Here is a 26,916-nt window from a genome sequence, read left to right as displayed (position 1 = left end):
TGCTGGCATATACAATTTAGATTGGGTGAAAGATAAACAATTAAATTGATTGAAAAATGATTTATGAAGGAAGTCTACTGTAATAGGTGTTTCTACTGCAAAATTTAAATCTGCCAGATATTTTCCTTTTAGAGGTAAAGTTAATTGGCGATCTATATCTAAAGTTGTATCAAGTTTACCAATAGACTGAACCTGCAAAGTATTACCAACTTGAATTTTTGTTTCTAAAGAGTCAGGTAAACTAATATCGGCATTATGAGCCGAAACGACTAAATTTGCTTGAATATTGAGATACACCCAAAACATAATAGCGGCCAGTATCATCATTAAAAAGAAACTGATTAACATACTCTTGAGTGAACGAAACATTAGCATCCACCCTATTGATCAGCTGTCTTTTGTGATGTTTCTGAACCCAATACTCGATTTAATCGCATAGTGGACAGAGGAATCTTTAACTCACCATTTGCAATCTTAACAGGCAAAGTATTTTTCACATCAACCGAAGCATTTAACGCTGTTTTAACAGGTACATTTAAATTCCCTTCTATTGGGATATTCGTGTCCAATCTTGCTTTTAAAGGAATATGTAAATTTTCTTTTAATACTGTACGTACTGGTGCATCAAATTTTAAATGAACCTTTTGTTCAAGCGGAACATTAATATCAATTGGCACATCAAGTTTTAATGGAATTGTTCCTTTCAATGGCAATGTAATATCACGCCCCAAAACACGTACCTGAACCTTGGTATCAATTGCTAGATTTTGCTCGACTTTTAATGTTTCTTTGACAGGAATAGTAGTACTAATCGGCACCATATTATCGAAATAAACACGCGGAGTTAATGTTTGTGTTAATGGAATATTTAGTTTTTCATCAATTGGAATACTGGCATTTACGCGCCCTTTTACATCCACATTTAAAGCATCTTGTACTTTAACCTTAACTTGTAGAGGCTCTTGCAAATCAATAGCAACTGCCTGATTTTTTAGTGGAATATAAATATTAAAGTGCTTAAATACCCATATTGCAATGAGTACACCACATAAATTGGCAATAATGATGAATATAAAAACGACCAACAAACGTTTAAACTGCGACAATTCCTATCCCTTACTATTTTCTTTTTTTCCTTAATTTGTATTCTCATTTATTTACAAAAAATAGTCAGCATATATTTTGTACGGTTGTAAAAAAACCCAGTCTAAACTGGGTCTTTTTGTGAAAATATTTTTATAGATCGTTAAATGATCTTAAGCATTCAATTCTGCTGGAATTTTTTTGTAGCTTACGCCGCACATTTGTTCAGCGATACGTAATACCTGACAGCTATAACCAACTTCATTATCGTACCAAACGTAAGCAGTTAAACGGTTACCAGAAGTAATCGTTGCTTGAGCATCGTATACACCTGCTGTACGAGAACCGATAAAGTCACTCGATACAACTTCAGTTGAGTTGGTATAACCAATTTGACCTTGAAGGTTAGAGTTAATCGAAATTTGACGAATGTATTCGTTCACTTCTTCACGATCAACTTCTTTATCAAGTGTTAAGTTCAAGATCGCAAGAGATACGTTTGGTGTAGGAACACGTACAGAGTTACCAGTTAATTTACCTTTCAATGCAGGTAATGCTTTAGCAACTGCTTTAGCTGCACCAGTCTCTGTAATTACCATGTTCAAAGTAGCAGCACGGCCACGACGATCTGCTTTATGATAGTTATCGATTAAGTTCTGGTCATTTGTAAATGAGTGCACAGTTTCAACATGACCATTAAGAACTTTATATTTGTCATCCAATACTTTAAGAATTGGAGTGATTGCATTTGTTGTACAACTTGCAGCAGAGATGATTTTGTCTTCATCTAAGATATCTGAGTTATTTACGCCAAATACAACGTTTTTCATTTCACCTTTACTTGGTGCAGTCAATACAACACGTGCAACGCCTGGGCATTTCAAGTGTTGGCTTAGACCTTCAGCATCACGCCATTTACCAGTGTTGTCGATTAAAAGTGCATTTTCAATACCATATTCAGTATAGTCAACTTCACTTGGGCTAGAGGCATAAATCACTTTAATGAAGTTACCATTAGCAATGATTGCTTCGTTTTCTTCATCAACAGAAATTGTACCAGCGAAAGTACCGTGAATAGAGTCACGACGAAGTAAAGAAGCACGTTTTGCTAAGTCACCGTCAGAAGACTTACGTACAACGATTGCTTTAAGGCTTAAACCACGACCTAAACCTGATTGGCTAATGATTAAACGAGCCAAGATACGACCAATACGACCAAAACCGTAAAGAACTACATCTTTAGGTTGTTCAGAAGTTGCGCTACCTTTGATTGACTCAACTGATTGAGCAACAAAAGCATCAACATCCCCGCCTTTTTCTTTATATTCAACAGCAAGTTTACCGATATCAACTTCTGCAGAACCAATATTTTCAACTTTTGCTAAAGCTTCTAAAATTGGGAAAGTATTTACAACAGAAAGCTCAACGTCTACAACACGTGTACGACGGTGAGTTTTCAAAATTTGGATAACAGAACGGTTAATTAAAGAGCGACCGTAAACAGATACGACAATATTTTTTTCACGGTATAATTGACCGATTAATGCAATCATACGTTCCGCGATTTCTTCACGGTTTTTCCAACGGCCTTGGTGTTCAGCGTGCAGGGCGATGATAGTGTCTTTGCTCACAGATACGTCCTCTAATTAATTATATCTAGGCGTGATTTTTAAAACCCCGTAATTGTAATGGAATTATTGGCAAGAATGAATCAAAAGCTGACGTTAGTGGCTAGATTTTCCTAAAATTCATCATAAATTCATAAAATACCTATAATTATTTTTTATTATCTTATTGTTTAAAACAGCTAAATTTTTGCTTTTTCTTACTTTTTAGATTCTAATGACCTACTCGAACTCATCATTTTTTAATCTTTTTTGATATTTTTTGATATTAAGTTGTAGATTTTGGGCTTTTTGCCGTTGTTGATAAAGATGAAGCGCCCCTTCTAAAACGAGTACAAAAACAGCACACCAAATCGGAATATAAGTGAACCATTCTTCTTGACCAATACTCTCTCCTAAAACTAAAGAAGCTAAAGCAAGTAATACAGGCTCCAAATATCCTAAAAGTCCAAATACAACTAAAGGTAGAAAGCGGCTTGCCAGAATATAACTTCCCAAACCAATCGCACTTAAAATTCCAAGCCCAATTATGATCAAAGAAAGACTCGGTTGGTCTATAAATTTACTGTATGGCAGCAAACCTGTATGAGTTAAATAAATTGCAACGGGCATAATAATGACCAGATCCCACCAAAAGCCCCCTAAATTATCTGTTTTAATTTTCTTACGTAATAAAAAGTAGGCAGAATATCCAACTGCTACCAATGCAGTTTCCCAAGCAATACTTCCTAAACGCCATATCTCATGGCTAACGCCAATGACTGCAAGAATAATTGCTACCCATTGAAATTTTGATATTTTTTCGCCATACAAAACACTTCCAGCTAAGACAAGAACCAGCGGTAATAGGAAATATCCCAAAGAGACTTGTAACCCACGTCCATGCATCGGCCCCCACAAAAAAAGCCAAAGTTGTACTGAGGTTAAAATAGAAGTTGTGATTAATAGCAATAGTAAAGAAGGTTTAGCCAAAATACGTTGATAGATATTCTTGATATAGGCTAAATCACCACTCCACCACATAAACAAAGTAAGAAACGGCAGTGTTGCAATAATTCGCCATCCAAAAGTTTGCTCACTATCGAGTTGGCTTAATAATTGAGTATAAAAATAAAGTACACCAAAAGTGAATGATGCCATGACAGACAAGATCACGCCCTTAAACATCATTAACCTCTTAGACTTTAGTAAAAGCAACTCACTACAATACTTGATTTATCCACCATAAAAAAGAAAAAACCATGTAAAAACATGGTTTCTTCTTAATCAAACATATACCACTATTCTTTATGTTCTGTACGGATAACATCTCGGATATCAAAACCTAATGTTTTTGCATAATTTAAATATTCATCCACTACTTCTTGCTCTGGATGAGGGTCTCTTGATAGCACCCACAGATATTTACGTGAAGGCTCCCCAACCAAAACAGTCTGATAGTCTTCATCTAACTTTAAAATCCAGTAATCCCCACGAATTACCGGAATCCACCTTACAGCTTCAGGTAAAAAACTTACCTTCAATTTGCTGTTATATGGCGGGTTAACCACAAAGGCCTCCCCGATAGATTGCTGTAATTGTTTTCTATTGTCGTAGCAGCGATTATCTACCACTACATTTCCATTTTCGTTTAAGGTGTAAGTTGCAGATACGTTATAAGCACACTTTTTTTGAAAAAATGTAGGCTTACGAGCGACTTCATACCAAACACCTAAATACCGGTCCAGTTCAACTTTATAGACAGTTTGTAAAGGTTTTGGCTGGGCATAGACGTAGGTTCCAACAGCCAAACCAGCCAAAACGACACCGCCCAAAGCAATTTTAGCTAAACGCCAACTGGCTTGCGGAACATTATTTCGAAACGCCATTGTTGCCCTCAACGATTAGTTGTGAATACAAAAGAACTCAAATATCTACAGTAGCTTGTTTTTTAAACACATTATGTAGCGTTATGTATGCGTTTATTGCAACATTTGCGCTTTCAGTCGAATGATTTCATCACGTATCCGTGCTGCTTGTTCAAACTGTAAATCTTTCGAGGCTTTCAACATCTCTTTTTCAAGCTTAGTAATATGCTTACTAAACAATTTTGGATCTGAGAGAATATGTCTTTCATCGGCACTCAAAGCTTGTGCTTGTTCAAGTACTTTCTCATCAATTTCATCATCTGAAAGCACTTCACCTGAATCAATTTCTTTGATGACCTGACGAACGGCACTACGTGGCGTAATACCATGTAACTCGTTGAACTCGATTTGTTTCGCTCTACGGCGCTCAGTCTCATCTATTGCTTTTTGCATAGAATCAGTAATTCGGTCAGCATATAAAATTGCTTTACCTTTTACGTTACGCGCAGCACGGCCAATCGTTTGAATAAGTGAACGTTCCGAACGTAAAAAACCTTCTTTATCTGCATCCAAAATAGCAACTAAAGAAACTTCTGGCATATCGAGACCTTCACGCAGCAAGTTAATACCGACTAAAACGTCGAACACACCTGTACGTAACTCATGAATAATTTTGACACGTTCAACCGTATCAATATCCGAGTGTAAATAAGCGACTTTAACCCCATATTCTTTTAAGTAAGAGGTCAGATCTTCTGCCATACGCTTTGTTAAAGTAGTCACCAACACACGTTCATTTAGGTTCTTACGAATATTAATTTCAGAAAGAACATCATCAACTTGAGTTAATACAGGGCGAACTTCAATTTCAGGATCAATTAGTCCTGTTGGGCGTACCACCTGTTCAACCACTTGGTCAGACTTATCTAACTCATATTTTGCTGGCGTCGCACTGACAAAAATGGTCGTCGGTACAATGCGCTCCCACTCTTCAAATTTCATTGGTCGATTATCAAGTGCGCTTGGTAAACGGAACCCGTAATTCACTAAATTTTCTTTACGTGATCGGTCACCTTTATACATCGCCCCAATTTGAGGAACAGTAACGTGTGATTCATCAATAATTAACAACGCATCTTCAGGTACATAATCAAATAAAGTTGGAGGTGCTTCACCAGCTGGACGACCCGATAAATGACGTGAGTAGTTTTCGATACCATTGGTATAACCCAACTGTTGCATCATCTCTAAATCATAACGGGTACGCTGCTCAATACGCTGGGCTTCCAGCAATTTGTCATGTTCACGGAAGAACTTAAGTTGATCTTGTAATTCATCTTTAATCGTATCAATGGCACGAGTCAGATGATCTTTCGGCGTTACATAGTGGCTTTTTGGATAAATCGTAACACGTGGAACTTTACGGACCATTTTACCCGTTAGCGAGTCAAACCAACGGATCGAATCGACCTCGTCATCAAATAGTTCAATACGAATCGCGTGTTGATCAGATTCGGCAGGGAAAATATCAATAATTTCGCCGCGAATTCGATATGTACCACGTAAGAACTCAAGTTCATTACGCGTATATTGCATTTCAACCAAACGGCGGATAATTTCATCACGACTTACGCGGTCGCCCTCAACCACATGCAGTAACATTTGCATATAAGCATTTGGATCACCCAAACCATATATTGCAGAAACCGATGCCACAATAATTGCATCACGACGCTCTAATAAAGCGCGTGTTGCCGATAGCCGCATCTGGTCAATGTGATCGTTAATGGCTGCATCTTTTTCGATAAAAGTATCTGAGGATGGAACGTAAGCCTCGGGTTGATAGTAATCATAATAACTTACGAAATACTCAACCGCATTATTAGGGAAGAACGCTTTAAATTCGCCATAAAGCTGGGCAGCCAAAGTTTTGTTATGGGCCATCACAATTGTAGGTCGCTGTGTTTGAGCAATCACATTTGCCATGGTATAGGTTTTACCCGAGCCAGTTACACCAAGTAATAACTGATTACGAAAACCATGCTCGATACCATTTACCAGCTTTTCAATGGCCTGTGGCTGATCACCTGCTGGCTGATAATGAGTGACCAAATCAAAAGGTTGATTTTCGTTCAAAGTTATCTCTCTTTATGAAAAATTGAATTTAACGTCTCCCCTTTTAATGGGGATTTTTCTCTTAATTTAAAGTCTAAATTGAGCTGGAAATTCAATGTAAAAGATTAAGCATCTTAACACTTGACCAATACCCTAATCGGTTGCAACATGAAGCTAACCATTAAACAAAAAGTATAACCATGACCTATCAATATCATGATGAAAGTATTGTAACTGAACTTCCCGAAGATACAGTTTTTGTATTTGGAAGTAATCTTGCTGGACAACACAGTAGTGGTGCAGCACGTGTTGCAAGTCAGCACTTCGGAGCAGTTGAAGGTGTAGGTCGTGGCTGGGCAGGCCAAAGCTTTGCAATTCCAACTTTAAATGAACATATTCAACAAATGCCTCTTTCACAAATTGAGCATTATGTTGAAGACTTCAAAATTTATGCAAAAAATCATCCTAAAATGAAATATTTTGTCACGGCATTAGGTTGTGGCATTGCTGGTTATAAAGTTTCCGAAATCGCTCCTCTTTTTAGAGGGATTCATCACAACGTTATTTTTCCGGAATCATTTAAACCCTACGTGGAAGATAATGCGGTATCTCAATTTCCGACTTTGACTCAAAAGATGGTACAAAGTTTCATTAATGATGAAGTTATTTTTTACTTTAATCATGGCAGTGAATCTTTTGAAGAAGCTTTAGATAAAACTGATTTATCAGATGCTGAAAAAGCGATAGCACTTATTGTTTTAAATGAAGAGTTATATCCACGAGATCGTTATGGACGAGGCCGTGATCATGAGCTTAGTGATATTTTAGGGAAGCTGAACGGTAAAATTTTCAATCTTCATGGAAACTCTGAAGGTGCCATGATTTTTGTAAGTGCTGTTGTTGCACTGATGGAGCTTTATGATTTTGATGAGCAAGATTTTATCAAATTATGGCGTGGTGAAAAAAATATTGATCACCCTATTAATCGTTAAGTTTTCTTATAAATTTATGAGCTAAGCAGATAATCTCTGCTTTCTCACTATTTTATTTTTACTTACATTTAATCCTTTTATTTTTAATTATTCTAATATATTTAACTCTTTATCCTCCCAAATCTTAATTTTTCTCATTATACTTTAAGGCAAACTGAATACTTAAAGAAACATATGGAAACTTTAGATTCTTCGATTTTTGACCTTAGCCCCATACCAATGTGGATTGAGGATTTCAGTGAAGTTAAACAACAGTTTAATTTATGGAGAAATCAAGGTATTGAAAACCTCCACGAATTTTTAAATCAAAATAAACATTTAGTTATCGAATGTGCTCATAAAATTAAAATTATTCGCGTTAATCAAAAAACTTTAGAACTTTTTGAAGCAACAACACACGAAGAACTATATTCGAATTTGAATCTTATTTTTAAAAAGGAAATGTTCGAATCACATATTTATGAGCTTGAAGAGTTATGGAATGGTAAAACCCATTTTTCAAGCACTACTGTGAATTACACCTTATCAGGCAAACGTATTGATGTTCAGTTAAGAGGTTCCATTTTACCTGGTTCTGAATCTACCTTTGAACGTGTATTAATTACTACAGAAGATATTACCCCTTATCAAAATGCACTGCGTCAGGAAGAAAAAAATCGTCGCTTAGCTGAGTCTATGTTTATCTACTCGCCTACTTCGTTGTGGGTTGAGGATTTCAGCCGTATAAAAAATAGAATTGATCAACTTAGGCTATTAGGAATTGAAGATTTCAGAACTTTTCTAGATGTTCATCCTGAATTTGTGCGCCAATGTATAGAAGATATTTTAATTTTAGATGTTAATCAGGCCACAATGGATTTGTTTAAAGCTCCTGATAAATCCACACTTTTAAGAAATACACATAAGATTTTTGCTGAAGAAATGATTGAGACCTTTCGGGAGCAACTCATCGAATTGTGGCAAGGGAATATCCATCATAAACGTGAGGCTGTTAACTACGCTTTAGATGGCCAAATAAGAAATGTGTTGCTTCAATTTACCGTTTTTCCCGGATATGAAGATACTTGGGGGCTGGTACAAGTTGCACTAACAGATATTACTGCACGAAAAAAAGCGGAAAACTACCTTGAATATTTAGGGCAACACGACGTCCTGACCAAACTATATAACCGTGCTTTTTTTACAGAGGAACTAAATCGTTTAAACCGAAGTATTATTCGTCCTGTTTCTTCAATTTTTTTAGATATGAATGGTCTAAAAGAAACAAATGACCAGTTTGGGCATGATATTGGAGATGGTTTATTACGCCGTGTTGGAAATATTTTAAGTCAGGCTATTTCGAATACAGCGTATACCGCATCTAGAATCGGTGGTGATGAGTTCGTGATCTTAATGCCAGGTGCAGATGAAGCGAACGTTCAAATTATGCTTCAAACGATTCAAGAGCTTTTTAATATCGACAATCAATATTATTCAAGCCATCCAGTTAGTATTGCGATTGGACATGCAACCACTCAAACAAATGAACAAATTGAGGACATGCTAAAACGAGCAGACCATCACATGTATCAAAAGAAAAAAAGTTATTATCAAGAAATTTTATTTAATCAATAAAAAAACAGGCATATTGCCTGTTTTTCAAAATTAGCGTTTTCCCATAGAACGACGGGTACCACGTGGAGGCATCCATGTTCTATCCGCGTATTGCTCTGGTTTTGGACGCACTTGATTGTGGACCGCATCATCTGCTTGATTACTTTCATTCGGCATTGGAAATGGCAATTTCACCAAAGCCTTTTTCTGTTTTGGCTGTTGCTCAGTCATGATTCATTCTCGAAATTTCGATTGCGGTCTATTATAAATGATTTTTATCATTTCTTTTCAAAAAAGCTTCAATTGAGTAAAACAGCAACAAGAACCTTCTTAAATTAAACTTTTTTACATCTAAACATACCCGTATCCGCAAATTGCTTAATTTTTGCGATAAGATAGTATGCTTTTTATTTTTTAATCCCATAAGAGGAATATTGCCGTGGACGTACGTCTTTCTGATCGTGTCAATGCTATCAAACCGTCCCCTACACTTGCTGTAACTAACAAAGCTGCTGAACTTAAAGCTGCTGGCAAGAACGTGATTGGTTTAGGTGCTGGCGAGCCAGATTTTGATACCCCTCAACACATCAAAGATGCTGCAATTGAAGCGATTAATAATGGTTTCACCAAATATACGGCTGTAGATGGTACTCCTGGGTTAAAAAAAGCAATTATTGCTAAATTGAAGCGTGATAATAATCTTGATTATCAAGCAAACCAGATTTTGGTTTCATGTGGTGGTAAGCAAAGTTTCTTTAACTTGGCACTTGCTCTATTAAACAAAGGCGATGAAGTTATCATTCCAGCACCTTTCTGGGTAAGCTATCCAGATATGGTCATTATTGCTGAAGGTACTCCAGTCATTGTGAAATGTGGTGAAGATCAACGCTTCAAAATCACTCCTGAACAATTAGAAGCTGCTATTACACCTAACACTCGTTTAGTAGTATTAAACAGCCCATCTAACCCAACAGGCATGATTTATAGCAAAGCTGAATTAGAAGCTTTAGCTGAAGTTTTACGTCGTCATCCACAAGTATTTGTTGCATCTGACGATATGTATGAACCGATTCGTTGGGAAGACGAGTTCTACAATATCGCAACTGTTGCTCCAGATTTATATGACCGCACAATTGTTTTAAACGGTGTTTCTAAAGCATATGCAATGACAGGTTGGCGTATTGGCTATGCAGCCGGTCCAGCAAAAATCATTGGTGCAATGAAAAAGATCCAATCACAGTCAACTTCTAACCCAACTTCTATTTCACAAGTTGCTGCTGAAGCTGCATTGAATGGTCCACAAGATGTTTTAGAACCAATGATTGAAGCGTTTAAACGTCGTCATGACTTAGTTGTAAACGGCTTAAACGACATCAAGGGGATCTCTTGCTTACCTGCTGATGGCGCATTCTACGCTTATGCAAACATTCGTCCTCTTATTCGTGCAAAAGGCTTAAAGTCTTGCACAGAATTTTCTGAATGGTTACTTGAAGAAACTGGCGTAGCAGTTGTTCCTGGTGATGCATTTGGTTTAGGCGGTTTTATGCGTATTTCATATGCAACTGCGGACGAAGTACTTGTTGATGCATTAGCACGTATCAAAAAAGCTGCTGAATCAATCGAAGGTGTTGATGCTGCGATTGCATCAATCGAAGCTGAAAAAGCTGCCAAATAATTTAAAAATATAAAAAAGGCCTCAAAGTTGAGGCCTTTTTTTATAATTAAAATTATTCTAAGTTAAATAAAGCGGCAACCTCAGCCTCGGTCAATTTCTTTGTATCATTTTGAAAATTATAAAAATCAGGCTTTGAATCAATAAAAATTTCTATATCCAGCTTCAAGTCTTTTACTGGTTCATCTAAAGAAAATGCATTGATATTGCAGTAACTTTGATCTTTTGTTCTCCAAAAAATTGTTGTTCCACAAGCATTACAAAAACCTCTTTCACCCCATTCAGAAGAGTTAAAGATACTCAGATGTTTTTGCTGATTAAACTTAAGACTACCTTTGACAACATCAATCGTCATAATGACACCACTCGTTTGTCGACGACACATTGAACAATGACAAACATGTACATCATGATTTTTTAATTCAACTTCAAAAGTTGTTTCTCCACACAAACATTGACCATTCATTATTATTTTCCATACTAAATTTATATTTTTAGAGTTATAAAATATTCTGCTCAACCAAAATTTACAAGTTTATAAACTATAAAGTGGCCCATATTTCTTGTATTTGTTAACTTGACAATAGAAGTTTTAACGCCTAACTTAACATCAAGTTCCATTTTAGAACTTTATTGATTTAAGGACTCAAAAAATGAAAAATCCGATGGAAATGACTGGTCTAGAATTTTTACAAGCTATGATAGAAGGCCATATTCCACCTGCAAGTATTAGTAAAACCATACCTATGCAACCTACTGAAATTTCGGAAGGATCTGTTACTTTTAAAGCCCAAGCAGATCAAAACCATCTAAATCCACTCGGTGGAGTACATGGCGGTTTTGCTGCTACAGTCCTAGATTCAGTGACTGGCTGTGCAGTACATACGATGTTACCTGCGGGTGTAGGTTACGGCACAATCGACCTTAACGTAAAAATGTGCCGCCCTATTCCCCAAAATCAGGCTTTAATTGCAACAGGCAAAGTTATTAATTTAAGTAAAAATTTAGGTATTTCTGAAGGAAAGATCATTGATGAGGAAGGCAAACTGTATGCCTATGCAACAGCAACCTGCATGATTATTCGCCCATAATGATTAAAGGCAGCCTTAAACCGCTGCCTTTTTTATTGAATCACCTGAATTATCTGGACGTTTACAAGTTTGTGCAATCACATACGGCGCCCAAATATTTTTAAGTTGGAGCTCTATAATTTCTTGATGCTCTACAGACCAAGCTAAAACTTTATTTTTACCCAGCAATAACTCACCTTCTAATTGGAAAATATATAAAGATTCAGAGGAGTTTAGTAGTTTCGAGCTTTTTAAAATCTTAAGTGAATTATGCACATTCCATTTAGAGCTAAACCAAAGCTGCAATAAATCGCCTAAATACAAATTCTGCTTTTTGAAAGGATAAGTATTAATCCATGCACTTTCTACGGGTGTGTAATAAGATTCTGATTGATTTAAGATATTCAGATAATTGTGTTGATAGAAATCAAAATTAGAAAAAATAGAAGCGATCGTAAGCGTTTTCATACTTATCTCCGATTTAGCCATTTTAGTGCTGGCAAGTTGGTTTAAATCCACACTGTTTGGATTTCTCCAAACGCTTGTTCTTTTTTGAATCTAGCAATTGATTTTTTAAAGTGCAAGTAATTTCTTAACTCATCACTCAACTGATCAAATAAAAAGCATACGACACAAAAATGAAGTAAACATGGCAATTTAGACTTGACCCTTCTCAAAATCTCCTTATAATCGCATGCAGATTCTCCCATAGCTCAGTCGGTAGAGCGACGGACTGTTAATCCGCAGGTCCCTGGTTCGAGCCCAGGTGGGAGAGCCAAATACTAAAAAGCCCGCAGCATTAAAGCGGGCTTTTTTTTGCCATAAATTTATCAATAACTATAAAAAAATCCTCTATCAGCAGATAGAGGATTTAATTTTTTATTAGAGTCTTTGTTAGGTTTAAGGGTCCAATTTAACTCTAAAGAATCTATTCTCAAGTTATTATTCGACTTCAACCACTTTTAAAGGATTAAAAGATTGGGTGGTCGGCATCATTTCAATACGATTAATATTAATGTGTGGAGGTTGTGAAGCAATCCAAGCTACCGTATTTGCAATATCTTCAGGCAAGAGTGGATTCTTTTTATCATATAGGCTGTTTACTTTATCCTCATCACCTTTAAAACGCACAAGCGAAAATTCAGTACCTCCACACAACCCTGGTTCAATATTAGTTACGCGCACACCAGTACCGGCCAAATCAGCACGAAGATTTAGACTAAATTGCTCCACAAATGCTTTGGTTGCTCCATACACATTGCCCCCTGGGTATGGGTATGTACCTGCAATAGAGCCCATATTAATGATTAAACCTGATTTTTTCTTTACCATACTTGGTAAAATTAGTCGGGTAATCGTAACAAGCCCTTTTACATTGGTATCAATCATCGTATACCAATCATCTAATTCTGCTTTATCTGCTGGTTCCAATCCCAATGCCAATCCAGCATTATTCACCAATAAATCAATTTGACCGATTTGAAATTCGGCTGGCAAATCAAGCAATGCCTTATTTATATTTTCTGCCGTATCCGTCATGTCAAATACTAATGGGTAGAATTTCTCTCCAAGTTCTTGTTTTAGTTCTTCTAGTTTTTCTGCTCGTCTTCCACAGCCAATAACTTTATATCCTAGCTCAAGCAGCTTTTTTGAAATGCTATAACCAAAACCTGCCGATGCGCCTGTAACTAATGCTAACATTCTTATATCCTTAGAAATGATCAACTATTTCAGTTGAACTCATGATGAACATATCAGCCTTTATATTTACACAATATTTATTATTAGCCTAAAAAAATAAAAGTTTTTTAAAAATTTTAAGAGAAATTAAAATCTATAAAAAATATATTTATTAAATAATTATATGTATTAAAAAACTAAAAGCAGAGCATGCTTACTGTCTAAGAGATAATGTTCACCTAATAAAAAAGTTTACCGTGAAAGGTAAACTTTTTTGTTTGAGACATCCAAGACTAAGCAGGGATACCACTATGAAAACGGAAAGTATTATCTGGCGTTAAAATCAGATTCTTTTCAACTTCACGGATATGATCAATTCGCTGCTGAATATCCTCTTTAGGATCTTTCATTTTTGCAGTTTTTGCCACATCAAGCGCAAGGGCGAGATAGTCTTCAAAATGACGAGACTCTGACTTAAGCAAGTATCGATAATAACGTCCTAACTCATCATCTACACGCGGAGCAAGTGCATAAAAACGCTCACATGAACGAGCCTCTACGAATGCACCAATCACCAGCACATCAATTAAAGCTTCAGGTTCATACGTACGAATCTCTTTACGTAATCCACCTGCATAACGTCCGGCACTTAAACCAGTCCACTCTTGACCACGCTTAGCCATAAGCTCAAGCACTTGTTCATAGTGAAGCATTTCTTCTCGTACAAGCTGAGCAAGTTTTATTTGTAAGTCAGGAAAGAAGCTATAACGGAACATTAAGTTCATTGCTGTACTAGCTGCTTTCTTTTCACAATTAGCATGATCTTGCATCAAGATATCTAAATTATTGATTGCTTCATCCAACCATGCTTTTGGTGTTTGACAACCTAAAAAGGCGATCACAGGTTGCATTAAATCATCGTAATTGATACTCGACATAACCAACTATCCTGCGGCCTTAATCGCGGTTTTCATATCTTTAACAGCTTGAACCAGACCTACAAAAATACTTTCAGCAATAATTGAATGACCAATGTTTAATTCATGAATTTGTGGAATAGCTGCAATTGGTGCAATATTTTTAAGGTTAAGGCCATGACCAGCATTTACAACCAAACCTTTTGAAGCTGCATATTCAACGCCTTTGATAATACGCGCCAACTCAGCTTGTTGATCCTGCTCTGTTTCCGCATCTGCATATGCACCCGTGTGCAACTCAATCGTAGGTGCGCCACACGCAACTGCTGCATCAATTTGAGCTAAATCAGCATCAATAAATAATGATACATCGCAACCAATAGCCGCTAAAGTTTGAGTTGCAGCTTTAACTTTTTCAAAGTTACCCACTACATCCAAACCACCTTCAGTTGTTACTTCTTGGCGTCTTTCTGGCACAAAACACACGTGCTGAGGCTGAATTTCTTTCGCAAACTCAACCATTTCATCAGTAACAGCCAACTCTAGGTTCATACGGGTTTTTAATAATGGACGCATACGGCGTACGTCATCATCTTGAATATGGCGACGGTCTTCACGCAAATGCAAAGTAATCCCCTCTGCACCAGCTTGTTCACAAATAAGAGCAGCTTCTACAGGGTCTGGATAAGTAGTACCGCGCGCCTGTCTCAAAGTAGCAACATGGTCTATGTTTACACCAAGCAATGCAGCCATAAATAAATCCTAATTACGATTGAGTTTGAGTATTTTGAATCCACAATTGTCGACTTTTTAGGGGACGATCTCCTAAAAGCGATGTAATCATTTGACGGTATAGTTTACCTAATAATTGCAATTGTTCGTGAGAAAAATCCTGACCTTGCTCATAATCCAACATAGATAAAATTGCTTTACCTGACAATGAGGAACGGCTTGCCTGAACAACGGGCGCAAAACCTTCAGTCACCTGAAATTGATAAAACTGGTGAGCCTGTATTGGCTGTTGTTGAGTATCAATTGAGAAATCAATCGCATAACCCAACTCAGGAAGTAAAACATGTTCGAACTGACGCAAAATCTGTCTCAGAAAAAGATCAGGATTTTCATGGGAAGATAATTGCTGTAATTGAAGCAAAGTTAATTGATATTGCTCAAAAGATTGCGGCATTGCCTCTTCTAATGGGCAAAGTCTAAGAACAATTTCATTTAGATAAAAACCAGCAAAAAAAGCATCACCAAAAAAGAAAACAGGCTGATTTAATATTTCCAGCTTAGTAAAATTTTTGAGTTCACTTTTACCCGTGGCTTGTAGCCGAATAGGCTGATATTGAGGGGGGGGAGTCTGCCTTAAGATGCCATCGACTCGCCCATATTCCTGAGTAAAAAGATGCACAATATGACTTTTTTCACGGTACTTACGGTGATGAATCATATATCCATGGAGGACTTCATTGCGCATCATAAAAAGAATCTATTCCTCAGATTCTTTTTCTTTTTTGTCATCCTCATCATCACCATCAGGAATAACAGCACCTACAACAGCTGCTGTACCTTTAACTACACCTTTAGTAGTTTTATAGGCGATACCTACTGGTACGGTTACAAGCTTATATACACAACCTTGTAACATCAATGTACATCCAACTATAGCAATTAACGATGTAATTGTTTTCATACCAGCATCCTTATCCTTTAGATATCACTATACCCTAAGCTTTTTAGAGCACGCTCATCATCAGACCAGCCACCCTTCACTTTTACCCAAAGTGTGAGCATAATTTTTTGCTCAAACATTTTTTCCATGTCTTTACGAGCATCCATACCAATCGTTTTAAGCTTGGCACCTTTTTCACCGATCACAATGGCTTTTTGACCAGCGCGGTCTACAAAAATCGTTGCATCGATATAGGTACAAGCTGGTTTTAAACGACCAGTTTTTTCATTAACAGTTGCTTCTTCCGTTTTAAAAGATTCAATTTGTACTGTTAAATCATAAGGAAGCTCTTCACCCAACTGACGCATGATTTTTTCACGAATAATTTCACTTGCCAAGAAGCGTTCAGAGCGGTCAGTAATCTGATCAAATGAATACAATGGTGGTTGGTAAGGAAGGTACTTCTCAATCGTTTCACTCAAGTGTTCTAAGTTTGCACCACGCAAAGCAGAAACAGGAACAATCTCAGCAAAATTCATAAGTTTGGCACGTTCTTGAATGAGAGGAAGAATCTCTCTTTTATCTTCAAAAGTGTCCGCCTTATTAATGACCAAAATAACTGGCATTTCAGCGTTCTTGAGTTTTTCAAGCACTAAATCGTCGTTTTGAGTCCACTTATAAGCATCAATAACGAATAAAACTAAGTTAACGTCACGTAATGCAGAATGAGCAGCACGGTTCATCATTTTATTAATAGCACGCACTTCTTTTTTATGCATACCTGGGGTATCTACATATACCGCCTGCATCTTTTCGCGCGAATCAATACCAATAATTTTATGACGTGTTGTTTGAGGTTTACGCGAAGTAATAGAGAGCTTTTGACCCAATAAATGGTTCATGAGGGTAGATTTACCCACATTTGGACGTCCCACAATCGCCACAAATCCGCTCTTAAAATCCGAAGGGATTGTTACGCCTTTGGAACTAAAAAATTGATCAATCAGATTATTAGGATCTTGGTTTTCATTTGAATCTGGATTGATTTGATCAGAATGCATCGACATGCAGGTTATTGCTCCAATAACTTTAAAATTTCCGCCGCTGCTGCCTGCTCGGCAAAACGACGACTTGAACCCTCACCATAAATCTTCGGTAAACCATCTACCACACATTCCACTTTAAAGTGCTGATGAGGTGCATCACCCTGAATATCTACAACCTCGTAAACAGGGAGAGGTTTTTTACGTGCTTGTAGATACTCTTGTAAACGTGATTTCGGATCTTTGAGTTGATCCGTAGGTTCTATATGGTCTAAATAGGGTATGTACCATTTTAGCACAATATCTTTAAGTAAGTTGAGATCACCACTATCAAGATAAATTGCACCAATAATCGCTTCTACCGTATCTGCTAATATTGACTCACGATGATGACCACCAGATTTCAACTCGCCTGTACTTAATATTAAACACCGACTAAGTTGCAAATCTGTTGCAATCTTACCTAATGCTTCTTGACGAACTAAGGTCGCACGCATACGCGTGAGACGACCTTCATTTTCATTTGGATAGGCATGATATAGATAATTAGCGATTATCATGCCTAATAATGAATCGCCGAGAAACTCTAAGCGCTCGTAATTGTATTTGTGACTCACCGAACGATGAGTCAAAGCTAACTGTAACAATTCAAGCTGCTTAAATTGATATCCGATTCGACTCAGTAAGCGAGGATCACTTAGTTTGAACTGATGTTTTATCAAAACTCTTCTCAAATGTTAAAACTAAATCAATATTGAATAAGAAAGGTTTTCTTACTTCATATTTCTTTTTGACCGTTAGACCTGACTGATTAAACACTTGAGCGATCTCTTTAAAGTGGAGATCACGAATATTGTTCATTTCGAGTCGCTGATCCATTTGTGTTACAAACTTTTGTGGTGTGATCTCAGAAGAGCTTTCTTGTAAAAGCTCTTCTATCTGATTATTAATCAGCCGATCATCCCAATATGCTGGCCAAACTGCAAGTACAGCTTTTACTGCAATCGCAAATATAACCACCCCAAATAAAATTGCTAAATACGAAGTACCCTGTTGTGCCTTACGCATTTCTTTTTTTCCTAATGGTTGTTTTTAATCTATTTTTCCATTTCGGCTAAAGTTAGGAAGGTGTAAACCCGGTTCTTTATGCATCCACACGTAGAATGCTCGTCCTGTTAAGTTTTCTTCAGGAACGAACCCCCAGAAACGACTGTCTGCACTTTGATCGCGGTTATCCCCCATTGCAAAGTAATGTCCTTTTGGTACAGTCACTTCCCAATATAAACCGTCTTGGTTCGCATATTTACCATTTTCAACATAGTTGATAAACGGTGCTTGGCGCGCCACATTTACGCCTTCAAGCTCACGCATCGTAAAGGTATGCTCACCAATCGTCTCTTTATGATAAATAGACGTTGGCGTATCCATCACATCTTTTTCACGACTGAACTGTGTTAATACTTTCGGTACTTTTTGCCCATTAATAATTAATTGCCCATGGTCATAAACAATATGATCGCCAGGTAAACCGATTACACGTTTAATATAGCTAATAGTCGGTTGAGGTGGATAACGGAATACAATTACATCACCACGCTTCGGTTCACCTACGTCAATAATTTTCTTATTAACGATAGGTAAACGTACACCATAATCAAATTTATTCACCAGAATAAAATCACCAGTTTCTAAAGTTGGCACCATAGAGTCCGATGGAATATTAAATGGTTCATAAAGAAATGAACGGAGTATAAGTACTACAGCTAAAACCGGCCAAAAGTCATAGGCCCATGTAATGACAAAATTTTCGTTCCCGCGTCCTTTATTTGCACGCTGTTTTAATACAAGTTTATCTAACAACCACACTGCAAATAGAATCAGCGTAACTGGAACAAGAATTAAATTAAAATCAAAATCCACATGACCTCACTCGCAGCCTCGCTGCTTGTATTACAGTGGGGAAAGGAAATTGTTCACTTCCCCCACCCTCATTTCTTATCTTTCTACTTTCAATACAGCCAAGAACGCTTCTTGTGGAATTTCAACACTTCCCACTTGTTTCATACGTTTCTTACCTTCTTTTTGTTTAGAAAGTAGTTTTTTCTTACGCGAAACGTCACCACCATAACATTTTGCCAATACGTTTTTACGCATCGCTTTTACGGTAGAACGGGCAATAATTTGCGCACCAATTGCTGCCTGAATAGCAACATCGAACATTTGGCGAGGAATTAAGTCTTTCATTTTCTCAACCAATGCAATACCACGATGGCGTGCATCATTACGGTGACAAATCATAGCCAAGGCATCAACCTTTTCGCTATTAATTAACACATCAACCTTAACTAAAGCTGAACTTTCAAAACGTACAAAGTTATAGTCTAAAGATGCAAAGCCACGAGAGCATGACTTTAATCTGTCAAAGAAATCCATAACGACTTCAGCCATCGGGATTTCAAATGTAATAGAAACTTGGTTACCCAAGAATTTCATATCTTTTTGTACACCACGACGTTCGATACATAGTGTCATTACGTTCCCTAAATATTCTTGAGGAACAAGGATATGACACTCCGCAATTGGTTCACGTAAATCTTCTACAGTCGATCCATCTGGCATTTTTGATGGACTATCGATGTAAATCGTTTCGCCTTTCTTGGTTAATGCTTCATAAATTACAGTAGGTGCAGAACTGATGAGATCAAGATCGTACTCACGTTCTAAACGCTCTTGTACAATTTCCATATGTAGCATGCCTAAGAAGCCACAACGGAAACCAAAGCCTAAAGCATCTGAACTTTCTGGTTCAAAGAATAAAGCCGAATCATTAATCTGTAATTTTTGTAATGCTTCACGGAATGGTTCAAAGTCACTGGCATCAATCGGGAAAAGACCAGCATATACTTGTGGTTTAACCTTTTTGAAACCTGGTAAAGTTGCAACGTCTGGTGTAGAAGCAAGAGTAATTGTGTCACCTACTGGCGCACCAAAAATATCTTTAATACCAGCAATAACAAAACCTACTTCACCAGCTTCAAGAATATCTGTTTCAGTATGCTTAGGATTAAATACACCTACAGACGTGACCGGATGAGTTTGTCCTGTCGATTTAACCAACATTTTGTCGCCCTTGCGGATACGACCTTGTTTAATACGAACAAGAGAAACTACGCCTAAGTAGTTATCAAACCATGAGTCGATAATTAATGCTTGTAATGGTGCTTCACGATCACCTTCTGGCGCCGGAATAACATCGACTAAACGCTCGAGTACACCTTCAACACCTAAACCAGTTTTTGCTGAACAGGTTGGTGCATCTGTCGCTTCAATCCCGATAATTTCTTCAATTTCATGAATTACACGTTCAGGTTCAGCCTGTGGTAAATCAATTTTATTTAGAATAGGAAGAACTTCTAGACCTTGTTCAATTGCTGTATAACAGTTTGCAACTGATTGAGCTTCAACACCTTGTGCTGCATCTACAACCAATAGTGCACCTTCACACGCAGCTAATGAACGAGAAACTTCATAGGAGAAGTCAACGTGCCCAGGCGTATCAATAAAGTTAAGTTGGTATTCCTGACCATTTGGATGGGTGTAGTACAGCGTGACAGAAGCGGCTTTAATGGTAATCCCACGTTCACGCTCAAGCTCCATTGAGTCTAAGACTTGGGCTTGCATTTCACGATCTTGTAGACCGCCACACATCTGAATAAAACGGTCAGCCAATGTAGACTTACCATGGTCAATGTGGGCAATAATCGAGAAATTTCGTATATTTTTGATATCGACGGATTTTTTAGCTTGCGCCATGGGTTACCTTGAGAAAATATAGAGTGCTATGTAGCTTGCTTTAATACACAGCCAAAGCGGTTAAATAAATTGCGTGACATTATAACAGATTGCCGATATGAAAAAGATATAAATTCTTTCTTTTAAAAAAGCTTTTTAAACTTCTCAATATAACAAACTATTTATCTTTGAAGAGTCTTTAAATCAGAACAGTTTTAACTCGAACTTAAGTAAGCTTGCAGATAAATTATTGCCAGTTTCATTAGCTATATCCCCAATCAATTCAAATCCGAGTTTCTGCACGACTTGTTGAGATCTAATGTTCTGTTCAAATATTTCAGCCCAAACATATTTTATTTGTTTTTGGAATAATCTGCCTTGTTTCAAATACTGGATGAGCCCTACAAGAGCCTCTTGCATATATCCCTTACCCCATGCATTAGGATGAAGCTCATAACCAATAACAACCGCAAAATCATCACCAATTTGTTTGATAGTATTTACACCACATGTTCCCAACATAGTTCCATCTTTTTTAAGACAAATAGCATGCCTAAAACCTAGCTGTTGATTCCATTTTTTATGCATTTTTTCAATTAAAGCCTCAGCTTCTTCCAATAAAGTAAAGGCTTCTAAATCATAAAATTCGAGTACGCTTGAATTTGAAAATAATTCAAAGATAAAATTTTTATCAGTTTCTGTAAGGTCACTTAAGATTAATCGATCTGTTTCTATAGAAAATAAATACTCCAAATTCCAGCCTCTCTTTTTTACTTGCGATCATACGAAACGGTAAAATCGTAAGGATTTATGCTTGAGTCAAGCGGCTTGTATGCATGGGTAAAAGTTGGCGACATTCGTTTTGGACGTCCAGTAGCAATTTCAATACATGCCCATTTGGTATTCCCAACAAATAATACGGCCTGATCTGATGGACGAAAAAACACATACTGGCGGAACGAATAAAGTGCATTAATGTCATCTAACCATGTACGTAATACGATTTGTTCGCCTTCAAATGCAGCTTTACGATATTGCACATGATGCTCAACCGCGACCATTGCATGTTTTAACTCAAGATACTTAGTTACCCCTACTCCCAAAGTTTCAACATGGGCAGCAGCTACATCTTGCATCCATTGAACATACATCACATTATTTACATGTCCCAACGCATCAATGTGATGTGGCTGTACCTGAATATGTAAATCAAAAATACTACTCACAAATGAACACTCTTATTTATTAACCTTAAAACTGAAATAAGTGTAGGTAGATATCGCTAAACGCTCAAGATAAATAACAAAAACCACCCATTTCCAGGGTGGCTTATTGATTGGGTTGAGGACTATTGAATACGTAAACCAAGCATCGCGCGCTGTCCCTGACGAATAATAGCAACACGTGCTACGGTATTTTTCGGCAAGTTAGAAACAACTTTTGCAAAATCCTGACTATTTAAAATTTGGTTATTATTGACTTGAGTAATCACATCACCTGGAATGATATTCGACAATGATGCTAAACCGCCACGGCGAACATCTTGTACATAAATCCCCCCTTTCACGCTCAACGCATTTTTTTCCGGTTCAGCTAGATCACGAATACTCATGCCTAAAACTGGCCCTTTAGATGCAGCACCTTGTGCACCAGTAGCAGGTGTTTCATCTGGCGCAGTCGTTAAAGTCGCTGAAATATTGCGTGTTTTATCATCACGTAATACTTCAAACTGAACGGTTTGATTTGGCTGTACTTTGTTTAATGCATAGAGTAAATCACTCGTACGAAGTACAGGCGCACCATTTAATTTTAAAATGACATCTCCAGCTCTTAGCCCTGCTTTTTGTGCAGGTGAGTTCGGAGAAATTTGAGTAATTAAAGCACCTTCAGGTTTTGGTAACTTATAGGCATCAGCAAGGTTTCGATCAATATCTTGCATCATCACCCCAAGATAAGAACGCGTTACTTTACCTTTTGTTTTGAGCTGGTCCGCAACATCCATTGCTACATCAATCGGAATAGAGAAAGACAAGCCCATATAGCCGCCAGTACCACTAAATATTCGTGAATTTACCCCGACCACTTCACCATTTTGATTAAATAATGGACCACCAGAGTTACCTGGGTTTAAAGCCACGTCAGTTTGAATAAACGGCACCGAGGTTTCACCACTCATGTTCCGAGATTTTGCACTGACAATACCTGCCGAAGCTGAGTAGTCAAAGCCAAACGGCGAACCAATAGCTAAAACAGGTTCTCCGACACGTAAACGATCAACATTTCCTACTCGTAAAGCTGGATAGTTAGTTCCATTTACCTTTAACAAAGCAACGTCTGTACGCTCATCACTACCCACTACGGTTGCATCAATTTCACGGCGGTCATTTAGAGTGATGCTGATACGAGAGGCATTTTCAATCACATGGTGGTTTGTGAGTAAATAGCCATCTTTACTAATAAAGAATGCACTTCCGTAAGCTGTCTTTTCTTGTGGACCTCGTTGCTGTGGAATGATGACCTGATTGCCAAAGAAACGTTTTAAAATTTCAGGAACTTGCTGCTGCAACAGTTCATCCTGAGTCATTTTTTTTACGACATTCACACTCACAACTGCTGGACTAACTTGTTCAACGAGGTTTGAAAAATCAACAGCAGCATTTGCTTGAACAGCAGCAACTGTAAATACCGCTGCATACATTCCTTGTTGTAAATAGCGAGATTTCATTCGGTGCTCACCCACAATTTGGTCTACGAGAATAAGAATAAAACTGTTGTATCACAACGCTTTGGGGTTGTGCGTAACAATATGTTTATTTGTAATACATCATCACAAGGATTATTTTACGCATTGCAACTTTTTAAGCCAATTGCAATTTTTCTCTGAGTTAGAGCGCTTAAGCTCTTGCCTTTTTAGGTAAAAAGGGGTGTCATTAGCGGACGTTTTAAATTGATGCGAATGGACATGCCTAATTTACAGACAATTCACCACTTTGACGTGATTATTGTGGGCAGCGGCGGCGCTGGTTTAAGTCTGGCTTTATCGTTACCAAATCATTTTAATATTGCAGTTTTAGCCAAAGCTGCTCTAACCGAAGCAAGTACCTTTTATGCTCAAGGTGGCGTTGCTGCTGTTCTTGATGAGACTGACTCTATTCAACAGCATATTAATGACACTATGATTGCAGGCGCTCATTTATGTGAAATGGACGCGGTACAACATACCGTAGAAGGTGGTCGCCCTTCTGTTGATTTTCTTTTAAAACAAGGCGTGCAATTTACCTTAGATGAAGATGAGCAACTTCACTTAACTCGCGAAGGTGGTCACTCGCAGCGTCGCATTATCCATTCTGCTGATGCAACAGGCAAAGCCATTTCAACCACTTTAGTTGAGCGTGCCAAAGAACGTAAAAATATTACTATTTTTGAAAATTATATTGCGATTGACTTAATCACCTCGCATAAATTAGGCCATACCGACCAAGCGAATCGCGCTATTGGTTTATATACATTAGATGAAAATACTGAAAAGGTTCATACCTTCCTTGCACCATTCACCGCACTGGCTTGCGGCGGTGCGATGAAAGCTTATCTGTACACATCTAATCCAGATATTGCCACAGGTGATGGTATTGCAATGGCTTTCCGTGCAGGTTGCCGCGTTGCCAATATGGAATTTAATCAGTTCCACCCAACTTGTCTGTATCATCCTCAAGCACGCTCATTTTTAATTACCGAAGCTATGCGTGGTGAAGGTGCTTATTTGCGCTTACCTGATGGCGAACGTTTTATGTTGCGTTTTGATGATCGTGCAGAACTAGCTCCTCGCGATATTGTGGCACGTACAATTGACCACGAAATCAAACGTCTCGGTATTCGCCATGTATGGTTAGACATTACCCATAAATCACCTGAATTTATTAAAGAGCACTTCCCTACACTTTATGCACGATTGCTTGAGTTAGGCATCGACATTACCAAAGACATGATTCCAGTGGTGCCAGCAGCTCACTATACATGTGGTGGTGTTGTGGTTGACTCAAATAGCCAGACGGATATTGAAGGTCTCTATGCGATTGGTGAAACATCTTATACAGGCTTACATGGTGCAAACCGTATGGCAAGTAACTCATTACTTGAGTGCTTCGTTTACGGTATGAGTGCGGCAAAAGACATCGAAAATAAATTTGATGAAAACTTCAAATTACCTGAAGTACCAACTTGGGATGACTCACAAGTAACCAACCCTGATGAAGATGTTGTGATTTTACAAAACTGGGATGAGTTACGTTCAACCATGTGGAACTACGTTGGTATTGTCAGAACCACAAAACGTTTAGAACGTGCGTTACACCGTATTGAAATGTTAAAGCGTGAAATCACTGAATATTATCAAGACTACCGTGTTAGCAAAAACCTGATTGAGCTGCGTAACCTTGTTTTAGTATCTGAAATGATTGTTCGCTGTGCTATGCAACGTAAAGAATCACGTGGTCTACATTACACGCTCGATTATCCGGAAACTTCGAACGAGATTCGTAAAACGGTTTTAACTCCTCCAAATTTTGCAGTAGAACAGCCGTTGGTTAATACTGATATTTAAGGTGCCCTTCTACAGAAAAAGCACAGCTCTGGCTGTGCTTTTTATTTGGTTTAATATTTATGCTCTAGGTGGAATTGAATAAGTCGCAGTCACATGCGCCACAGGTTCATCCAGACCGACCGAATAAATCCAGACCTCTCCGACAACCAAGCTCTTTCCGACTTTCATGAGTTTACATTCACTACGTAAGTCTTGATCACCTGCAGGTTTTCTTAAAAAATTAATATTAAAGTTGGTCGTCACAGCTAAACCAACAATACCAATCTCACCTAATATCGCAATATATAAAGCAAAGTCTGCCAAAGTCATCATGGTTGGGCCAGATATAGTACCACCAGGGCGTTGATGCCTTTGATCGACATGATAGTAAACAACTGCAGCTTTGGGAGTGACTGATTCAATTGTGCAATGTTCAAGACTTGGTGGAAATTCCTTTTCAAGAAATGCCACGATTTCTTCTTTTGAACTTTTCATCCTTGTTATTCTTCAATCTATAAATCATATTTAAGATAGCATAAGAAAATTACAGATATTTTCTATGACGATTTAAATCAGAATTAACATCATTTTTCACCACTCCTATATTTTTATAAGAGTGGCTCATCCAATTGCTTACCGTAAATATTGCAAAGCCTGCTCAAACACCTGATCAGGACTTTGTGTTGCATCTATTCGCTTAATCCGTTCCGGTTCAGCTTTCCACAAGGTTTCATAACCTTCACGAACCTTAGTAAAGAAGCTTAACTTTTCTTGTTCAAAACGGTCTAAAGCTCCGCGTTCACGTGCACGGTTCATACCAAGTTCAATCGGTGCATCTAACCAGAAAGTCACCTCCGGCATGCGTGAAACGAAGTTCTGATTTAAAAGCTGTAATTTATCTTGGCTTAAACCGCGACCAGAACATTGATAGGCAAAACTCGCATCGGTAAAGCGATCACTTAATACAATTTTATTAGCTTCTAAAGCAGGCAAAATAACCTGTTGTAAGTGTTGAGCACGTGCTGCATAAATGAGTAATAACTCAGTATCATGACTCATATTTTCATCATGATTCACAGCCAAAAGCATCGAACGAATTTGTTCAGCTAACGGTGTACCCCCCGGCTCTCGAGTTAAAACAACTCGTTTGCCTTGCTCTTCAAAATGCTGATGAATTTTTCGAATGAGTGTAGTTTTACCTACCCCTTCCGTGCCTTCAAAGCTGATAAACATCTC

At 37.7% G+C, this 26,916-nt stretch carries 29 protein-coding genes, 1 tRNA gene and 1 pseudogene; 6 read left to right on the top strand and 25 right to left on the bottom strand.

What is annotated here, in order from left to right:
* The 6 genes and pseudogenes from HJG58_RS15525 to uvrB all read right to left on the bottom strand — a co-directional run.
* Window positions 1-369 (bottom strand): annotated as a pseudogene (locus tag HJG58_RS15525) (hypothetical protein); the annotation flags it as partial.
* 11 nt (window positions 370-380) lie between these two features.
* The gene (locus HJG58_RS15520) at window positions 381-1,106 is read right to left on the bottom strand and encodes an MFS transporter (RefSeq protein ID WP_216076592.1); all 726 of its coding nucleotides are present in this window, start codon (window positions 1,104-1,106) and stop codon (window positions 381-383) included.
* 150 nt (window positions 1,107-1,256) lie between these two features.
* A complete protein-coding gene (locus tag HJG58_RS15515) occupies window positions 1,257-2,714 on the bottom strand; it encodes a glyceraldehyde-3-phosphate dehydrogenase (protein WP_086265434.1) in 1,458 nt (485 codons plus the stop codon).
* Window positions 2,715-2,930: 216 nt separating this feature from the next.
* Complete coding sequence (gene rarD, locus HJG58_RS15510) at window positions 2,931-3,878, bottom strand: EamA family transporter RarD (RefSeq protein ID WP_086265435.1); 948 nt, start codon at window positions 3,876-3,878, stop codon at window positions 2,931-2,933.
* A gap of 110 nt (window positions 3,879-3,988) precedes the next feature.
* The gene (locus HJG58_RS15505; protein ID WP_086265436.1) at window positions 3,989-4,576 is read right to left on the bottom strand and encodes a lipocalin family protein; all 588 of its coding nucleotides are present in this window, start codon (window positions 4,574-4,576) and stop codon (window positions 3,989-3,991) included.
* 93 nt (window positions 4,577-4,669) lie between these two features.
* On the bottom strand, window positions 4,670-6,691 hold the full coding sequence (gene uvrB / locus HJG58_RS15500) for an excinuclease ABC subunit UvrB (protein ID WP_170249577.1): 2,022 nt from the start codon (window positions 6,689-6,691) through the stop codon (window positions 4,670-4,672).
* 179 nt (window positions 6,692-6,870) lie between these two features.
* Between uvrB and HJG58_RS15495 the strand changes: the two genes are divergently transcribed.
* Window positions 6,871-7,662 (top strand): A1S_2505 family phage non-structural protein, encoded by a 792-nt coding sequence (locus tag HJG58_RS15495; RefSeq protein ID WP_069123836.1) that lies wholly within the window; start codon window positions 6,871-6,873, stop codon window positions 7,660-7,662.
* 174 nt (window positions 7,663-7,836) lie between these two features.
* Entirely contained in the window at window positions 7,837-9,276 is a 1,440-nt protein-coding gene (locus tag HJG58_RS15490) for a sensor domain-containing diguanylate cyclase (protein ID WP_170249576.1), read from the top strand.
* Between the two features lie 30 nt (window positions 9,277-9,306).
* Here HJG58_RS15490 and HJG58_RS15485 read toward each other — a convergent pair whose 3' ends face one another.
* Window positions 9,307-9,486: a hypothetical protein gene (locus HJG58_RS15485; RefSeq protein ID WP_002118942.1), complete on the bottom strand. Its 180-nt coding sequence runs from the start codon at window positions 9,484-9,486 to the stop codon at window positions 9,307-9,309.
* 208 nt (window positions 9,487-9,694) lie between these two features.
* On the opposite strand from HJG58_RS15485, the gene HJG58_RS15480 reads away from it, so the two are divergent.
* Complete coding sequence (locus tag HJG58_RS15480) at window positions 9,695-10,930, top strand: pyridoxal phosphate-dependent aminotransferase (RefSeq protein ID WP_019457670.1); 1,236 nt, start codon at window positions 9,695-9,697, stop codon at window positions 10,928-10,930.
* A 52-nt stretch (window positions 10,931-10,982) separates the two neighbouring features.
* Here the strand turns inward: HJG58_RS15480 and HJG58_RS15475 are convergent, their stop codons facing one another.
* Complete coding sequence (locus HJG58_RS15475; protein WP_170249575.1) at window positions 10,983-11,393, bottom strand: GFA family protein; 411 nt, start codon at window positions 11,391-11,393, stop codon at window positions 10,983-10,985.
* A gap of 187 nt (window positions 11,394-11,580) precedes the next feature.
* Between HJG58_RS15475 and HJG58_RS15470 the strand changes: the two genes are divergently transcribed.
* Window positions 11,581-12,018 carry a PaaI family thioesterase gene (locus HJG58_RS15470; protein ID WP_068565491.1) on the top strand — a complete coding sequence of 146 codons (438 nt, stop codon included), beginning with the start codon at window positions 11,581-11,583 and terminating at the stop codon, window positions 12,016-12,018.
* A 15-nt stretch (window positions 12,019-12,033) separates the two neighbouring features.
* Here HJG58_RS15470 and HJG58_RS15465 read toward each other — a convergent pair whose 3' ends face one another.
* Window positions 12,034-12,465 (bottom strand): hypothetical protein, encoded by a 432-nt coding sequence (locus tag HJG58_RS15465; RefSeq protein ID WP_017399262.1) that lies wholly within the window; start codon window positions 12,463-12,465, stop codon window positions 12,034-12,036.
* 41 nt (window positions 12,466-12,506) lie between these two features.
* Window positions 12,507-12,653 (bottom strand): hypothetical protein, encoded by a 147-nt coding sequence (locus HJG58_RS15460; RefSeq protein ID WP_170249580.1) that lies wholly within the window; start codon window positions 12,651-12,653, stop codon window positions 12,507-12,509.
* Window positions 12,654-12,699: 46 nt separating this feature from the next.
* On the opposite strand from HJG58_RS15460, the gene HJG58_RS15455 reads away from it, so the two are divergent.
* Window positions 12,700-12,775, top strand: a tRNA-Asn gene (locus tag HJG58_RS15455).
* A gap of 164 nt (window positions 12,776-12,939) precedes the next feature.
* Here HJG58_RS15455 and HJG58_RS15450 read toward each other — a convergent pair.
* The 13 genes from HJG58_RS15450 to HJG58_RS15390 all read right to left on the bottom strand — a co-directional run bounded on the left by HJG58_RS15450 (window position 12,940) and on the right by HJG58_RS15390 (window position 23,826).
* Window positions 12,940-13,698, bottom strand: coding sequence for an SDR family oxidoreductase (locus tag HJG58_RS15450; RefSeq protein WP_170249574.1), 759 nt, complete (start codon window positions 13,696-13,698; stop codon window positions 12,940-12,942).
* 272 nt (window positions 13,699-13,970) lie between these two features.
* Window positions 13,971-14,615 carry a MiaE family protein gene (gene miaE / locus HJG58_RS15445; RefSeq protein ID WP_170249573.1) on the bottom strand — a complete coding sequence of 215 codons (645 nt, stop codon included), beginning with the start codon at window positions 14,613-14,615 and terminating at the stop codon, window positions 13,971-13,973.
* 6 nt (window positions 14,616-14,621) lie between these two features.
* Window positions 14,622-15,347 carry a pyridoxine 5'-phosphate synthase gene (gene pdxJ / locus HJG58_RS15440; RefSeq protein WP_170249572.1) on the bottom strand — a complete coding sequence of 242 codons (726 nt, stop codon included), beginning with the start codon at window positions 15,345-15,347 and terminating at the stop codon, window positions 14,622-14,624.
* A gap of 13 nt (window positions 15,348-15,360) precedes the next feature.
* Window positions 15,361-16,074 carry a DNA repair protein RecO gene (gene recO / locus HJG58_RS15435; RefSeq protein WP_016146115.1) on the bottom strand — a complete coding sequence of 238 codons (714 nt, stop codon included), beginning with the start codon at window positions 16,072-16,074 and terminating at the stop codon, window positions 15,361-15,363.
* A gap of 9 nt (window positions 16,075-16,083) precedes the next feature.
* Window positions 16,084-16,287, bottom strand: a complete 204-nt coding sequence (locus HJG58_RS15430; RefSeq protein ID WP_005067833.1) for an NF038104 family lipoprotein — start codon at window positions 16,285-16,287, stop codon at window positions 16,084-16,086.
* A 17-nt stretch (window positions 16,288-16,304) separates the two neighbouring features.
* On the bottom strand, window positions 16,305-17,327 hold the full coding sequence (gene era / locus HJG58_RS15425) for a GTPase Era (RefSeq protein WP_079381034.1): 1,023 nt from the start codon (window positions 17,325-17,327) through the stop codon (window positions 16,305-16,307).
* An 11-nt stretch (window positions 17,328-17,338) separates the two neighbouring features.
* A complete protein-coding gene (gene rnc / locus HJG58_RS15420) occupies window positions 17,339-18,031 on the bottom strand; it encodes a ribonuclease III (RefSeq protein WP_005067830.1) in 693 nt (230 codons plus the stop codon).
* Window positions 18,003-18,377: a DUF4845 domain-containing protein gene (locus tag HJG58_RS15415; protein WP_005067828.1), complete on the bottom strand. Its 375-nt coding sequence runs from the start codon at window positions 18,375-18,377 to the stop codon at window positions 18,003-18,005. The genes rnc and HJG58_RS15415 overlap by 29 nt, the downstream gene beginning before the upstream one ends.
* Window positions 18,378-18,401: 24 nt before the next feature.
* Window positions 18,402-19,229 (bottom strand): signal peptidase I, encoded by an 828-nt coding sequence (gene lepB / locus HJG58_RS15410; protein WP_130173523.1) that lies wholly within the window; start codon window positions 19,227-19,229, stop codon window positions 18,402-18,404.
* Between the two features lie 75 nt (window positions 19,230-19,304).
* A complete protein-coding gene (lepA, locus tag HJG58_RS15405; protein WP_002118606.1) occupies window positions 19,305-21,122 on the bottom strand; it encodes a translation elongation factor 4 in 1,818 nt (605 codons plus the stop codon).
* 183 nt (window positions 21,123-21,305) lie between these two features.
* Entirely contained in the window at window positions 21,306-21,854 is a 549-nt protein-coding gene (locus HJG58_RS15400; protein ID WP_170249571.1) for a GNAT family N-acetyltransferase, read from the bottom strand.
* A 17-nt stretch (window positions 21,855-21,871) separates the two neighbouring features.
* Window positions 21,872-22,327, bottom strand: coding sequence for an acyl-CoA thioesterase (locus HJG58_RS15395; RefSeq protein ID WP_086265445.1), 456 nt, complete (start codon window positions 22,325-22,327; stop codon window positions 21,872-21,874).
* 122 nt (window positions 22,328-22,449) lie between these two features.
* Complete coding sequence (locus tag HJG58_RS15390) at window positions 22,450-23,826, bottom strand: Do family serine endopeptidase (protein WP_171545314.1); 1,377 nt, start codon at window positions 23,824-23,826, stop codon at window positions 22,450-22,452.
* Window positions 23,827-24,057: 231 nt separating this feature from the next.
* Here HJG58_RS15390 and nadB point away from each other — a divergent pair, with 231 nt between their 5' ends.
* Window positions 24,058-25,701 (top strand): L-aspartate oxidase, encoded by a 1,644-nt coding sequence (nadB, locus tag HJG58_RS15385; protein WP_170249569.1) that lies wholly within the window; start codon window positions 24,058-24,060, stop codon window positions 25,699-25,701.
* 57 nt (window positions 25,702-25,758) lie between these two features.
* Here the strand turns inward: nadB and HJG58_RS15380 are convergent, their stop codons facing one another.
* Window positions 25,759-26,175, bottom strand: a complete 417-nt coding sequence (locus HJG58_RS15380; protein ID WP_000842533.1) for a PaaI family thioesterase — start codon at window positions 26,173-26,175, stop codon at window positions 25,759-25,761.
* Window positions 26,176-26,313: 138 nt separating this feature from the next.
* Window positions 26,314-26,913: a dTMP kinase gene (tmk, locus tag HJG58_RS15375; protein ID WP_170249568.1), complete on the bottom strand. Its 600-nt coding sequence runs from the start codon at window positions 26,911-26,913 to the stop codon at window positions 26,314-26,316.
* Window positions 26,914-26,916 lie beyond the last annotated feature (3 nt).

This window comes from Acinetobacter geminorum, from assembly GCF_013009345.1.
GTDB classification, from domain to species: domain Bacteria; phylum Pseudomonadota; class Gammaproteobacteria; order Pseudomonadales; family Moraxellaceae; genus Acinetobacter; species Acinetobacter geminorum.
This window is presented reverse-complemented; position numbering and strand designations above follow the sequence as displayed.